The following is a 13,741-nucleotide window of genomic DNA, read 5'->3' as shown; positions in this document are numbered from 1 at the left end:
GCCTATTTCACGGTGAAGCCGTCGCAGCCCATGTAGTAGGCGTCGCCGTTCGGGTGGACGTGCATCCACACGACCGTCCAGACACCGGACCGCAGCTCCGGGACCGTCCCCGCGCCCGAGCCGTCCCATGCGAAGTCGGCGGGGAAGGTGAGGTCCAGCCCACTGGAGCCGGACGGGTACAGGTGCGGTTTGCTCTGCATCCATCCGGGCCCCGCGCTGCCGTACGGGCCCGGCGGGCGGAGCTGGGCCGCCAGGTAGTAACCGGACGGCGAATCCCACTTGAACCGCATGCCGACCTTGACGGTCTTGCCCGAGTACGGCTGGCGCGGCGCCGAGACCTGCAGCTGACCGGAGAGCGCCTCGTCCTCGGTGCGGACGGCGGGCAGGCAGGTGCCGTCCTTCACCGAGTACGCGACGCTCTGGAAGTCGCTGGTGGGCTGCTTCACGAGGATCACGTCCGGCGGGCGGCCGCCCGGGCCGGGGGTCCGTCCGGCCTGCGACCCGCCCTGGGCCGCGGGCGAGTTCCCGCCCGTGCCCTGGCCGCCCTGCGGGTCGCCCCCGCCCTTGCCGCCCGACTCGTCGCCGTTGAGGGCGAACCGCGCGAGGAGGGCGCCCGTCAGGACGACGGCGGCCACCCCGGCGCCCGCCGCGATGACGGCCGCCCGCGACCGTCCGCGCGCGATGCCCGGGACGGTCCTCGTGCGGTCCGCAGGGACGAGACCCGACGCGACGGCGTCGGGCACGCTGGCGGGCATCGGCTGAGGGGCGCCCACGATGCGCCGGTAGGCGGGGTCGGCGGCGAGGGGAGCGGCGGCAGGCCCGGCGAGGGCGGCCGTCCGCAGCAGCCGCTCCAGCGTGATCCTGGCCTCGGGCTCCTTCTCGGCGCACTGCCGGACGAGGTCGGCGACGCGCGGGGCGGCGCCCTCCAGGTCGATGTCGCCGCCGAGCGTGCGGTGGATGATCGCCTCGATGCGCCCGCCCCCGAACGGGGGGCGTCCCGTGGCGGCGTAGGCGATCGTGCCGGCGAGCGAGAACACGTCGGACGCGGGCAGGGGCTGCTGCTCGCGGACGACCTCGGGCGCGACGTAGCCGGGGGTGCCGTTCCACGCGCCGGTCTGGGTGATCTGCGTCTGGTCCTCGCCGCGCGCGATGCCGAAGTCGATCAGCCGCGGCCCGTCCGGGGCGAGGATCACGTTGCCCGGCTTGAGGTCGCGGTGCTGGACGCCGTACCGGTGGATCTCCAGCAGCCCCTGCGCCAGCTCGGCGAGCAGCCGCAGGCAGGTGTCGGGCGGCAGCGGGCCGTGCTCGGCGACGGCCTGCCGGAGCGTCGGCCCGGGCACGTACTCCGTGGCCAGCCAGTACGGCGGCGCGTCCAGCCCGGCGCCGACCATCGCCGCGGTGAACCGGCCGCGCACCCGCTCGACGGTCGCGACCTCGCGGCGGAAGCGGGCGAGCGCCGTCGGACCCTCGAAGTCCTCCCGGATCACCTTGAGCGCGATGTGCCGGCCGCTGCCGGTCAGCCCCAGGTAGACCTGCCCCATGCCGCCGGCGCCCAGCCGCCCCAGCAGCGGATACCCGCCGACCTCAGCAGGGTCCTCCGCGCGAAGTGCCTCTGCGCTCAACTGCGTTTTCTCCTCCTTCGGGCCTGGAGGCCCTCCAACGTCGAGAAACGCGGGCGATCGCTGGCATCGCTCCGTCTCGCCTTGCGGCTCGCTTCGCGATCAGATTCTCGCTCCGCTCGAACCTGCCTTCGGACGCGATCGCAGGCATGAGGCCGTTGCGGGGTCACTGCGGTGGTTGATCTTAAGGCACCGGTCGCGCCGCGGGGGCGGGTTCTCAGTCGGCGGTGCGGGCTACGTGGAGGGCCCAGGCTATGAGGGGGGCCTGGAGGGGGAGGCGGCCGTAGGCGGCCGCGCGGAAGGGCAGCGGGCGGCGGCGCCAGTCGCGGGCCATCTTCACGTTCGCCGGGAAGACCGCCGCCATCAGGCCCGCCGTCGCGAGCGCGCCCGCCTTGCGGGTGCGCGGGTGGGCGACGGCCGCGGCGCAGGCCAGCTCGGCGGCGCCGCTGAGGTAGGTCCAGGTCCGCGCGCCGCCGGGGAGCCGCTCGGGGACGAGCGCGTCGAACGGCCTCGGAGCGACCATGTGCAGGGTGCCCATCCCGGCCATGAGCGTGGCCAGCCGGCGGTGCGCGCGTGACGAGTCGTTCGTTGCCGCGGTCATTCCCGCAGTCTCTCAGATCAGACATCCCGTCCAATAGTGACGCCGCAGACTCCCTGGTCAGATGCGACTTTTGTGATTCAAATCACGCCCCCTGTTCCGTGTGACGCGGGACGTGGGGGCACGTGTCTGATGTCACCGCTCCGGGCGGATCCACGACGTTCAAGTGGAGCTAAATTTGTACTGACCGGTCAGTGCAAATCCAACCTCCGCGGAGGGTCGCGATGACGTCCGAGCACGAGACTCCAGGGGCGGCCGCTGCGGCCGGGGGGACCGCGGCGGCCGTCTCTGGACCCCGCCCGATCGGCTCAGGGGCTGGCGGGGGCCGCCCCGGAGCCGGTCCCGCGCCCGCACGCGGATCATCCGTGCGGGCGCGGGGCCTCGGCGTCAGGGGCGCGCGGGGGTGGGTCTTCCGCGACGTGGAGCTGGACGTCCCGGCCGGCGCGCTCGTCGCCGTCAGCGGCATCGCCGGCACCGGCCGCACCGCGCTGCTGCTCACCTGCGCCGGGCGCATGCGGCCGGCCGAGGGCGCCGTCGCGGTGGGCGGGCTCACCGGGCTCCGGCAGATCCAGCGGGTCGCGGCCCTCGGGATCGTGCCGGGGGTGACCGAACTCGACCCGACGCTGACCGTCCGCGAGCACGTCAACGAGGCGCTGGCGCTGCGCGAAGGCGTCTTCGGCCGGTTCCGCGGCCGTGAGGCCCGCAGGCGCCGCACCCTCGAACGCGTCGGCCTGGACCTCGACCCCGGGACGCTCGCCGAGGAACTCGCCCCCGAGGAGGCCCAGCTGCTGGGCGCCGCCCTGGCACTCGCCGGAGACCCCGGACTGCTCCTGATGGACGACGTGGACGAGGGCCTGCCCGCCGACCGGCAGCGCGACCTGTGGCGGCGCCTCGCCGAGATCGCCGCCGGCGGCGTCACCGTGATCGCGTCCTGCCACGACGCCGCGCCCGCCGAGGGCCTCGCCACGCACACCCTCCCGCTCTAGCCGAGGAGAAACCCCCCGATGAGACTTCCCGCGTTGACCCCGGGCGGCCTTGAGCTGCGCCGGTTCCAGCGCAACCGGCTGACCCGCGTCGCGATGGCCGGGCTCGTGCTGCTGCCGCTGCTGTACGCCGGGCTCTACCTCTGGTCGTTCTGGGACCCGTACGCGCGGCTCCAGCACGTCCCGGTCGCGCTGGTCGTCCAGGACAAGCCCGCCAAGGCGGACGGCAAAACCGTCCACGCGGGGGCCGACCTGGCGGACGAGCTGAAGAAGCGCAAGGTCTTCGACTGGCGGACCGTCTCGGCGGCGGACGCCGAGAAGGGCGTCCGGTCAGGGAAGTACTACATGTCGCTGACGATCCCCGCCGACTTCAGCGCCCGGATCGCGTCGCCGTCCGGGAACGGGACGCCCACCCCGGCCGGGCTGCGGCTGGAGATGAACGACGCGAACAACTACGTGGTCGGGACGCTCGCCCAGGCCGCGTTCAAGGAGATCAGCGCCGCCGCCGGCAGCGAGGCCGTGCACGGCTACTTCGACCAGATCTTCCTGTCGTTCGGCAAGCTGCACGGCGAACTCGGCAAGGCGGCCCAGGGCGCGGACAAGCTCGCGGAGGGCTCGGGCCAGGCGCACGACGGCGCGGGCAAGCTCGCCGAAGGCGCAGGCAAGGCCGAGGCGGGCGCGGGCAAGCTGAAGGGCGGCATCGACGAGGCCCGCTCCGGCAGCGGCAAGCTGACCTCCGGCCTGGAGGAGCTCCGCACCGGGACGGGCCAGGTCGCCGCCGGGATGCAGCAGCTCACCACGACCGTCGACCGCGCGAGCGACACCCTCGTCCCGCTGCTGAGGGACAACGCCCCCGAGATCCGCCAGGCCGCGCTCGCCGTCGCGCGGGGAGCGGACGCCCTCGCCGACGGCGCCGGACGGCTGCCCGCCCAGACGGCCGCCGCCGTCCAGCGCGCGGAGAAGGCCCAGGCCGAGCTGAACACCTACCTGGCCGCGCACCCGGAGATCCCCCCGGACGTCAGGCGGGACCTCACCCGGGCCGCCGCGCAGGTCGTCACCGTCGCGAAGCAGGTGGACGGCTACATCAGCGACCACACCGGCGACCTGCGCAAGGTCGCCGCCGACGCCCGGACGGTCGAGCGCGCCGCCCGCAAGATCGCCAAGGACGCGCCCACCCTCGCCGCCAGGGTCGAGCAGGCCCGCCGCGACGTGGACCGCCTCAACGCCGGAACCCAGCAGGTCAACGCGGGCGCGGGCCAGTTGCTCTCCGGCTCGTCCCGGCTCACCAGCGGCCTCGGCGTCCTGTCGGGCGGGGCCGGCCAGCTCCAGGGCGGCCTCGGGCAGCTGTCCGGCGGCGCGGTGACGCTGGAGACGGCGCTCGCGCAGATCTCCAACGGCAACGAGCAACTGGCGAACGGCCTTAACGAGGGCGTCTCCCAGATCCCCGACTACGACGCCAAGGAGCGCGCCGCCCGCGACGACATGATGAGCAACCCGGTGCGGCTCGCCAGCGCCACCGAGAACGAGGTGCCGAACTACGGGACCGGGTTCGCCCCCTTCTTCGTCCCCCTCTCCCTGTGGGTCGGCGGCATGATCATCTACATGCTGCTGCGCCCGCTGAACCCCCGGGCCCTCGCGGGCACCGCGCCCGGACGGCGCGTCGCCGTCGCGGGCTGGCTGCCCGCCGCGGCGATCGGCGCGGCGCAGGCCTGCGTCGTCCTCGCCGTCCTGCGCTTCGCGCTCGGCCTGCGCGCCGAGCACTGGCCGGGCCTCGTCGCGTTCCTGGCGCTCGCCTCGGCCGCGTTCCTCGCGGTGATCCAGTGGGTGAACGCCCGCTTCGGCCCCGTCGGCCGGATCATCGCGCTGGCGCTGCTGATGCTCCAGCTCACCTCGGCGGCCGGCACGTACCCGATCGAGACGAGCCCGGCGTTCTTCCAGGCCGTCCGCCCGTACCTGCCGATGCCGTGGGTCGTGGACGCCGTCCGGCACCTCATCAGCGGCGGCGACCTGACGTCGGTGTGGCAGGGTTGTGCGGTGCTGGTCGCCTTCCTGGCCGGCGGGCTCGCGCTCACCGCCCTGGCCGTCCGGCACAACCGGGTCTGGACGATGAAGCGCCTGCACCCGGCGCTGAAACTCTGATCGGAGGCAGGGGACGTGGCCCGCATCGCGACCCGGGAGAAGCTGTTCACCGCGGCGATCGAACTCATCGCCGAGAGCGGGCTCGCCGCGACGACCGTCGACCAGATCGCCGAGCGCGCCGGCGTGGCCAAGGGCACCGTCTACTACAACTTCGGCAGCAAGGCCGCCCTGTTCTCGGCGCTGCTGGAGTACGGCGTCGACCGGCTCGCCACCGCGCTGCGCGACGCGGCGTCCGGCCGCCCCCCGCTGGAGGCACTGGAGGCCGTCGTCGCCGCCGAACTGGCCTACATCGGCGAGCACGAGTCGTTCGCCCGGCTCCTGATCGCCGAGACGTGGCGGGCCGGCGGCGACTGGCAGCACGCCGCCCGCCTCATCCGCGAACGCGCCATCGGCGTCGTGGCCGACGTCCTGCGCGACGCGGTCGCCGCCGGTGACCTGCGCCCCGACCTGGACACCGGCACGGCCGCCTCCGCCGTCTTCGGCATGGTCCTGACCGTCGCCCTGGACTGGCGCGCCCTCCAGCCCGGCCGCCCCCTGACCGACGTCCAGGCGACCCTGACGGCCCTCCTCCGAGGCCGCCTCACCGCCTGACCATCGCGAATTCTCCTAGCCGCGCGTCGCAGCCCGACCGAGGGCCGACCGAAGGCCGGCCTACGCCGCCGGGCGTACTCGACGTACCGCCCCTGGTGGGACGTGCCCCGCAGAACCGGCGAGCCACGATGACGGCCGAAAGGAGAAACGATGAACCACCTTGGACGGAACGTACAGGCGGCGTTGCTTCTGGCGGCCGCCACCGGCATCGGGACCGTGTTCGCGGGCGCCCCCGCCGCAAACGCCGAGCCCCGCACGGAGCCGGTGACCGCGTGGGTCGGCCACAACGCCGCGGCCCTGCGCACCCTCGACCCCGCGGCGCCGCTGGACGACCAGGCGCCGCTGCTGCGCTCGATCGGCGGCGCGACCGTCGTCGGCCTCGGCGAGTCGGTGCACGGCACCCGCGAGGAGACGCGGCTCAAGCACCGCACGCTCCGCCTCCTGGTCGAGCGGCTCGGCTTCAGGTCCGTGGCGTGGGAGGAGGACTGGACGACCGGCGTCCAGATCGACCGGTACATCCGGACGGGCGAAGGCGACCTGGACGCGCTGATGCAGCGGATGCTCCCGCAGTACCAGACCCGTGAGGTCGCCGAGGTGCTGCGCTGGCTCCGCGACTTCAACGCGGGCCGAGCCGACAAGGTGCGTTTCGTCGGTGTGGAGTACTTCCTCACCGGCCTGCCGGCCTACGACGCCGTCCGAGCCCATGTCACCGCGACCGCGCCGGACCGCCTCCCCGAACTTCGGCGGCACCTGCGCTTCCTCCGGCCCCGGACTTCGGACATGTGGGATTACGTCATGAAGTACAGAGACGTGGAGGACAAGCGGCCGTACGTCCGCCACGCCCGCGCGATGTACGAGCTGGTCGAAGGGCTGCCGCATCGACCGGGAGACCGAGCGCACGCCCTGGCCGTGCACAACGCCCGGCAGATCCTCTCGTTCTACGAGCACTACAGCCTGCCGGAGCCCGACCAGCACGCCTACCGGGACGCCCACGCGGCGCGGAACCTGAAATGGTGGCGCGGGTTCAGCGGCGACAAGATCGCGTACTGGGCGGCCTCCCCGCACACCGCCGACGCGCCCCGGATGCGCATCGTCGGGCCGCCCGAACCGGACATGCGCTTCGCCGCCGCCGGCTCGTACCTGCGCCGCTGGTACGGCCCGCGCTACCGGTCGATCGGCTTCACCTTCGACCACGGGACGGTGAGCCTCGGCGGCGGTCGGACCGCGCCCATGCCGCGCCCCGCCCCGAACTGGTTCGAGCGTCCCTTCGGAGGCGTCCGCACCAAGCAGTTCACCATCGACCTGCGCACACCGGCTCCCCCGCCGGTGCGCAGATGGGTGGACGCCCCCATCCAGACCCGGGGCCTGCCCCACACCGGCCCCGGGTCCTACATGGACGGCGGCACGCTGCGTCAGTGGTTCGACGTGATCGTCCACCGCCAGGAGGTCACCCCCGCCACACCGATCACGCCGTCGTCATGAGCTTGGCGAAGTCGGGCGCGTAGACGGCCATCCAGTGCGGACGCAGCCGGTAGTAGACGATGTCGTTGTCCCAGTCGAAGGCGTCCTCACCGTAGAAGCCCTTGAAGTAGGCGAGCAGGTCCGGCCAGTCCGCGGCGGGCTCGCCGCCCGGAGGGTTGAGGATCTCCACCGTTCCGTGGGTGAACACGCCCAGGTCCTCCCCGCGCATGTGCGCGGCGCTGACGGCGGGACGGGCGGCCATGTGGCGGGCCTTGGCCGCGTCGCGCGCCGTGCCGAAGTGCCACTTCCCGTGCAGGAAGTGCCCGTCCACGCCGCTGATCCGCGGCTCTCCCTTGGCGGTCACCGTGGACAGCGCGAGGGTGCACATGCCGGTGAGGACCTGGCAGAGCTGCTCCGCGGTCAGCGACCTCTCCGCGTTGATGATCGACCGCAGATGCGAGGTGGAGCGGGAGAGGGAGTCGTCCAAGAGGGCTTGGAGCTCGATGAGTTCTTCACGGGTTTCACGCATGGCAAGTCCTTGTCAGTAGGCACCGGTCCACGTCCTCCAACACAGACCGGTGTCGCCCATGCTCGCCGCAAACCCTGACAGCCACCGTCATGTTTCGCGCGGCTCCGCAATCCAGGACGACCACGATCGGCAAGGCGGCGGCGGTTGGGCGAGCTTCCCCGCCCTGCCCCCAGTCCCCGCCGAGAACCATGCTCCGTGGCCCGCCCCTCCCGGAACGGGCCACGGACACCGCGGCCTAAAGGTCCAGATCTCCGGCCTTGATCCGCCCGACGAGCCCCTTGAGAGCGTCACGGCCCACCATCAAGGCGGGCCCAGAGACGTTCCTGCTGTCCCGGATACCCACGGAGCCGTCCACCGCCGCCAACTCGACGCATTGGCCGCCTTCCCCGCCGCTGTAACTGCTCTTGCGCCACGTGGTCTGCGTGTTCATGCACCCTCCAACAACGACCGGATCAGAGCCTCGGAGTCCACTGCCGTCAGGGCGGATTCTCTGATCGTTTCGAACCCTACTCCTAGCTCAGTCACTTGTGGACCCGCCTCCAGAAGGCGGCCTCGGCCCCCTACGGATTCCTCGTAGCCGAGGTCGGGCTCTTTGTCGAAGGACAGTACGGTGAAACTGCTCTCCGGAAAGACCTGCGCGTTGGTCGGGATGACGTAGATCGAGATGTTCGGCTCTTGGATCAGCTTGAGCAGACGAGAGAGTTGCTGCCTGGTGATTTCCAGGTCCCCCGCCACCTTTCGAAGGACTCCTTCCTCCAAGAGGACGACGACATTCGGCGGAAGCTCTTGTAGAAGGATCTCCTGTCGGCCCATTCGAGTGGCCACCAACTCCTCCACCTTGTCGGGCCGCCTCCCGGCCTTTACGACTGCTCTGGCGTAGTCCTCGGTTTGGAGCAGGCCGGGGATGTAGTTCTGGTTGTACATCCGGATCCGGGACGCCCGGGCCTCCTCCTCGACGTACTCCCAGAAGCCGGGCGGGAGGCCGGCCTCCTCGGCGATGCGCGGAAGCATCGCCTCGAAGAACTTCGGGATCTCGAACAGGGCGTCCATGGCGACCGAGAGCTTGGTATTGGGACGGCGCTTCTTGGTCTCCACGAGGCCGACGAACTTGCCGGTGTACCCGACCTTCGTGCCGAGAGCCTCCTGCGAGAGACCCACCCCCTCCCTGAGCCGCCTCATGTGAAAGAGGTAGAAGTCGAGGGCGGAGAGCATGGGGTCGATATCGGACATACGCGAACCTCTCTGGCCACCTACACCACGCTGTAGGTGCACGGGGGGATCTGTAGGCGCGGTTCCATATCCGAGCGTAACTCCATGCTTGAGGATGTGCATCGAAGAGGTGGAGACGCAAAAAAAATTGGAAGCGCGATGCCCCCGCATAGTTCCCCGAATAGTCGCAGTTCAGACATCCCGCACATCAGCCATAAGGACCCGCTCCCGTGTCCTCCGCAGCCCGAAGGGCGATGGGCCTGCCCCTACCTCTCCGAGCGAACCGGAAAGCCGACCGTCTTCACCCGAAGGCCGCTGGGACAGGCCGAGATCGAGTTCGGCCTCCAGTCGTGCCTGGTAGCCGACTCCTTAGAGCGGCTGAAGGTCCTCATGGAACGTGAGGACGAGAAGTACAGGGACTACCTGGCCCATGCCAGACCATCCAGGGATACGGAGTAGGCGAGTTCCTCCCCGTCATCGCCTGGCGACACTCGTCATAGAAAGGCAGGTGATCCATCGACCTCAACCCGCTTTGAGACGTGAAGCATGGGGAGGGCCCGGAACCTGACCCCCTGGTCCGGGCCCTTCTCCCGACCACTTCCCCTTTACACAGGCAGACGCGGATCATAAGAGCCTGCACACCCAGCGGCAGAGCAGGCTCATTCCCTGCGAAACAATCGCGCGCCGACAAACCACGCCGGCAACATCACCCCACCCACAGTGCACCACTGCCCCCACATGCCAGCGAAACCACCACCAGCAACAACTCCCACACCGGCACCGCACCCACAGCGCCAGCGCCACCCCCAGCGCTAGGCCGTGTTTAGAAAGTGGTGTTGGCCAGGGCTTGTAGCCAGATGTTGATGGCAGCGACTTGGATGGTGGCTTGGTAGCGGACGGCGAGCTTGTCGTAGCGGGTGGCCACCGCGCGGTGTTGCTTGAGCAGGTTGATGCCGCATTCCACGGCGTGGCGCTGCCGGTAGGCGGCTGGGTCGAACGCCGGTGGTCGTCCGCCGGCCGAGCCCTTGGCCTGGCGGTGGGCCTGCTGGTCGTCCTTGACCGGGATGGTCGCCCGGATGCCCCGGCGCCGCAGGTAGGTCCGGTTGGCGCGGGAGCTGTAGGCCTTGTCGGCCAGGACACGCTCGGGCCGGGTCCGCGGGCGTCCCGGCCCGAGCCTGGCGACCCGCACCCGCTCCAGCACCGCGGTGAACTGCGGGCTGTCGCCGCGCTGCCCGCCCGTCAGCAGCACCGCCATCGGCTTGCGGCCCTGCTCTGCGGCAAGATGGATCTTGGTGGTCAGCCCGCCGCGTGAGCGGCCCAGCCCATGATCGGGCGGCTCGAGACCACCGGCCCCGCCGGGCGGCTCGGCCTGGGCGGTCCCATCGCGGCGGGCACCGGCCGCATGCTGGTGCGCCCGGCAGATGGTGGAGTCCACCGACACCGACCAGCCCACCAGGCCCGCGGCGTCGGCGAAGGCCATCAGCCTCGCCCAGATCGGCGGCCACACCCCGGCTCGCTGCCAGCAGCGAAACAGCCCGTAGACCGACTGCCAGTGCCCGTACCGATCGGGCACATCCCGCCACGGCGCCCCAGCCCGCACCCGCCACCGCACCCCGTCCACCAACTGCCTGCGCGTCCATTTACGAGGCCGGTCCGGCCGCTTGGGCCGGGGAAGCAGCGGCTCCAGCACCCGCCACTGCCGGTCGGTCAGATCCTTACGCGCTCCAATCGATACCCTGGCCACCGAGGTCTCCGTGCAGATGGTCTTCTTGGTCGTTGATCCATCTACCGGAGACCTCACTCATCCCCAGACACGACATGCCGACCTGGGACGAGACTTCCTAGACACGGCCTAGCACCCGCTCCATCGGCACCGCCATCGGCACCGCCATCGGCACCGCCAGCGGCACCGCCAGCGGCAGCGGCAGCGGCAGCGGCAGCGGCAGCGGCAGCGGCACCAGGCTGGCACCGCACCGCCGCCCACTGCGCCAACCACCCCGCGAGGACGAAGGCGCCGCAGTGTCACTGCTCATGGTGCGGCCCCTCTTCTGCGGGGTCGCCGCGCTCGTCGGCATCGTGCTGCGTCGCCTGTTCGAGCTGCGTCGCCTGTTCGAGGAGCACTCCGCCGCCGAGGAGGCGCCGGCAGCTGCCGGCGCAGGCGACGGCCGCCGAGGAACGGACCACACTGGCCCGCAACATGCACGACCCGCTGGCCGCGACGCTCTCCCGCCTCGTCCTGTCGGCGAAAGGCCTGCCCGCGTGGGTCCGTTGGGGCCCTCAACGCTAGTGGCCCCGGCAGCCGCAACGGCCCCGGCAACGACACGCAGCACAACGCGGAGTCGCTGATCAAGCGGTAGCCGTTTGCCAGAGATCAACCGCCCTACCAGCAGCTTCTCCGACCCCCGGGAGATCGCACCGACCGGACCAGGATCAGCGCGCCCGCAAGCCCCCACCGAAACAGTTCCCCCGTTAGGCGGCCCGACCGGAGGTGGTAGGCGGCCCGGCTGTCCGCGGCCCGGCTGGCCGCGGTTCGACAGTCCGCGGTTCGACGGTCCGCGGTTCGACGGTCCGCAGATCGGCTGTTTGCCGGTCAACTCTCAGCGACTCCGCTGTTTGCGGCTCGGTGGCCCGCGGCCCAGTGCTCCGCGACTCGCCCGTTCGCGGCTCGCCAGCCCGCGGCCCGGCCTCTCGCGGCTCGGACGTCCACGGCTCGGACGACAGCGGCTCGGACAACAGCGGCTCGACCGGCAGTGGCTCACCTTTGCGCGGCTCGGCCGTCCGCGGCTCCGTGGTCCCCGGCCCAGTGCTCCATGACCCGCCCGTGCACGGCTCGGCGGCCCGCGGCTCAACTGTTCCCCGCTCGTCTGGCCGCGGCTCGGCCGTCCATGACTCGGCCGTCCGCGGCTCCGTGGTCCCCGGCCCAGTGCTCCATGACCCGCCCGTGCACGGCTCGGCGGCCCGCGGCTCAACTGTTCCCCGCTCGTCTGGCCGCGGCTCGGCCGTCCATGACTCGGCCGTCCGCGGCTCCGTGGTCCCCGGCCCAGTGCTCCATGACCCGCCCGTGCACGGCTCGGCGGCCCGCGGCTCAACTGTTCCCCGCTCGTCTGGTCGCGGCTCGGCCGTCCATGACTCGGCCGTCCGCGGCTCCGTGGTCCCCGGCCCAGTGCTCCATGACCCGCCCGTGCACGGCTCGGCGGCCCGCGGCTCAACTGTTCCCCGCTCGTCTGGTCGCGGCTCGGCCGTCCATGACTCGGCCGTCCGCGACTCGACTTTCCATGGCTCGACAGTCTGCGGGTCGCCTGGTCGCGGCTCGGCCGTCCATGGTTCGGCCGTCCATGGTTCAGCCGTCCTTCGCTCGGCCGTCCATGGCTCGGCTGTTGGTGGGGTGGTGGGTGGGTGGTTGGTTGGTGTGCCGGGTGGGTGGAGTCGGTAGGTGTAGCGGCCGGTGGCGGGGTCTTGGGTGGTGTGGATTTGTTGGGAGTTGGTGTGTTTGTAGCGGTTGTGCCATCCGCAGCACAGGGCGAGTTTGTCGATGTCGGTGGGGCTGTCGCCCAGGGCCCATCCGTTGACGTGGTCGACCTCGCACAGCGTCCCGGGCACCTCGCAGCCCTGCACCGCGCACGTGGGATACAGCGTCTCCAGAACCTGGCGCTGGGCGGCGGTGGCGAAGCGGACCTTGTGCCCCAGGTACAGAGGCGTGTTCCCGGTGCCCAGCAGCAGGGGTGAGACTCCGGCGGCCAGCGCGATGCGGCGGGCCTGGGGCGCGGGGATCGGTGTCCCGTCGGTGAGGCGGGCGGGTGCGTGGCCGCCGGTGAGGGTGTCCAGGTCGCAGATGACGGTGACCTTGGTGGCCTTGTGCCCGCCCGACAGCACGCTCGACAGGGCGGCGGCGGTGCGCTCGGGCAGGTCGCGGTGGTCGTCGGGCCCGGCCGGCTTTGCCAGCGGACCCAGGGTGCCGTCCCAGACGGCGGCGTCCTCGGGGTTGAGCCAGCCGCTGATGTAGCGGCCGCCGTCCAGGGACCGGGTGGAGTCGATCCAGGACCGCTCATACCCGCGCCGGACGTCGTCGGGGGGCCGCTCGTGCCCGTCGCGTTCGGCGATCACCTCGCGGATGCGGCGCCCGAACACGGCGACCTTCCCCGCCGAGAAGCCCTGGCCGATCATGTCCAGCAGCAGGGTCTCGGCCTTGGCGCAGTCGTCATCGTCGAGGCGGGCCACGGCGTCGGTGACCGTGGTGGCGTAGCCGTAGGACAACTCACCTCTGGCCAGGAGCTCGGCGACCACAGGGAGCCGGTGGATATGGCGGGCCAGGGTGACGCGCTCCTTGGCGCGCGCGTCGCGCATGCCCAGTCGGGACCGCAGCCACGCCTGCGTGGAGGGGAACCCCCACCGGCGCGTCTCACCCGCCGCGTCCACACGGGCGACGAACCCGGCCAACGCGGCCTCGTGGGTGTCGGACGCCGCCGCTAGCGTCTCGGCGAGCTCCATGCACGCCGCTGGGGATTCGGGGGCGGGGCGGGTGGCGAGTTCGGCGGCAATCACGGCGGCGGCGTCCACCAACTCCTGGGTGGACGCCACACCGAGATCCATATCCGTGACCGAACACATACGC

General features: G+C 71.7%; 13 protein-coding genes. 4 read left to right on the top strand and 9 right to left on the bottom strand.

Translation table 11 applies throughout. The features are described 5' to 3' along the window. Positions 1-2 precede the first annotated feature (2 nt). Entirely contained in the window at positions 3-1,622 is a 1,620-nt protein-coding gene (locus AB0C21_RS20450; protein ID WP_500206010.1) for a serine/threonine-protein kinase, read from the bottom strand. Between the two features lie 214 nt (positions 1,623-1,836). Continuing rightward, complete coding sequence (locus AB0C21_RS20445; protein WP_500206009.1) at positions 1,837-2,220, bottom strand: DoxX family protein; 384 nt, start codon at positions 2,218-2,220, stop codon at positions 1,837-1,839. Positions 2,221-2,582: 362 nt separating this feature from the next. Here AB0C21_RS20445 and AB0C21_RS20440 point away from each other — a divergent pair, with 362 nt between their 5' ends. The 4 genes from AB0C21_RS20440 to AB0C21_RS20425 all read left to right on the top strand — a co-directional run bounded on the left by AB0C21_RS20440 (position 2,583) and on the right by AB0C21_RS20425 (position 7,412). Then, positions 2,583-3,203: an ATP-binding cassette domain-containing protein gene (locus AB0C21_RS20440; protein ID WP_500206007.1), complete on the top strand. Its 621-nt coding sequence runs from the start codon at positions 2,583-2,585 to the stop codon at positions 3,201-3,203. A gap of 18 nt (positions 3,204-3,221) precedes the next feature. Further along, positions 3,222-5,339: a YhgE/Pip family protein gene (locus AB0C21_RS20435; RefSeq protein ID WP_500206005.1), complete on the top strand. Its 2,118-nt coding sequence runs from the start codon at positions 3,222-3,224 to the stop codon at positions 5,337-5,339. A gap of 15 nt (positions 5,340-5,354) precedes the next feature. After that, positions 5,355-5,930: a TetR/AcrR family transcriptional regulator gene (locus AB0C21_RS20430; protein WP_500206003.1), complete on the top strand. Its 576-nt coding sequence runs from the start codon at positions 5,355-5,357 to the stop codon at positions 5,928-5,930. 150 nt (positions 5,931-6,080) lie between these two features. Continuing rightward, positions 6,081-7,412: an erythromycin esterase family protein gene (locus tag AB0C21_RS20425; RefSeq protein WP_500206001.1), complete on the top strand. Its 1,332-nt coding sequence runs from the start codon at positions 6,081-6,083 to the stop codon at positions 7,410-7,412. On the opposite strand, the gene AB0C21_RS20420 is transcribed toward AB0C21_RS20425, so the two are convergent. From AB0C21_RS20420 to AB0C21_RS20390, 7 genes are all read right to left on the bottom strand, one after another. After that, positions 7,396-7,920 carry a pyridoxamine 5'-phosphate oxidase family protein gene (locus tag AB0C21_RS20420; RefSeq protein WP_500205999.1) on the bottom strand — a complete coding sequence of 175 codons (525 nt, stop codon included), beginning with the start codon at positions 7,918-7,920 and terminating at the stop codon, positions 7,396-7,398. The two genes, AB0C21_RS20425 and AB0C21_RS20420, sit on opposite strands and share 17 nt — an antisense overlap. A 235-nt stretch (positions 7,921-8,155) precedes the next feature. After that, a complete protein-coding gene (locus AB0C21_RS20415; protein ID WP_500205997.1) occupies positions 8,156-8,350 on the bottom strand; it encodes a DUF397 domain-containing protein in 195 nt (64 codons plus the stop codon). Continuing rightward, a complete protein-coding gene (locus tag AB0C21_RS20410; RefSeq protein WP_500205995.1) occupies positions 8,347-9,150 on the bottom strand; it encodes a Scr1 family TA system antitoxin-like transcriptional regulator in 804 nt (267 codons plus the stop codon). Before AB0C21_RS20410 ends, AB0C21_RS20415 begins: the two co-directional genes overlap by 4 nt. An 802-nt stretch (positions 9,151-9,952) precedes the next feature. Further along, a complete protein-coding gene (locus tag AB0C21_RS20405; RefSeq protein WP_500205993.1) occupies positions 9,953-10,873 on the bottom strand; it encodes an IS5 family transposase in 921 nt (306 codons plus the stop codon). A 97-nt stretch (positions 10,874-10,970) separates the two neighbouring features. Then, positions 10,971-11,162, bottom strand: a complete 192-nt coding sequence (locus AB0C21_RS20400; protein ID WP_500205991.1) for a hypothetical protein — start codon at positions 11,160-11,162, stop codon at positions 10,971-10,973. Continuing rightward, entirely contained in the window at positions 11,152-11,328 is a 177-nt protein-coding gene (locus tag AB0C21_RS20395) for a hypothetical protein (RefSeq protein WP_500205989.1), read from the bottom strand. The genes AB0C21_RS20400 and AB0C21_RS20395 overlap by 11 nt, the downstream gene beginning before the upstream one ends. A 270-nt stretch (positions 11,329-11,598) precedes the next feature. Then, on the bottom strand, positions 11,599-13,719 hold the full coding sequence (locus AB0C21_RS20390) for an HNH endonuclease signature motif containing protein (RefSeq protein ID WP_500205987.1): 2,121 nt from the start codon (positions 13,717-13,719) through the stop codon (positions 11,599-11,601). Positions 13,720-13,741: the final 22 nt, after the last annotated feature.

Origin of the sequence: Spirillospora sp. NPDC049024 (assembly GCF_040649235.1) — a bacterium.
In the GTDB taxonomy this organism is placed as follows: Bacteria; Actinomycetota; Actinomycetes; order Streptosporangiales; family Streptosporangiaceae; genus Spirillospora.
The sequence above is the reverse complement of the archived record's forward strand: the minus strand, read 5'-3'. Positions and strand labels throughout refer to the sequence as shown.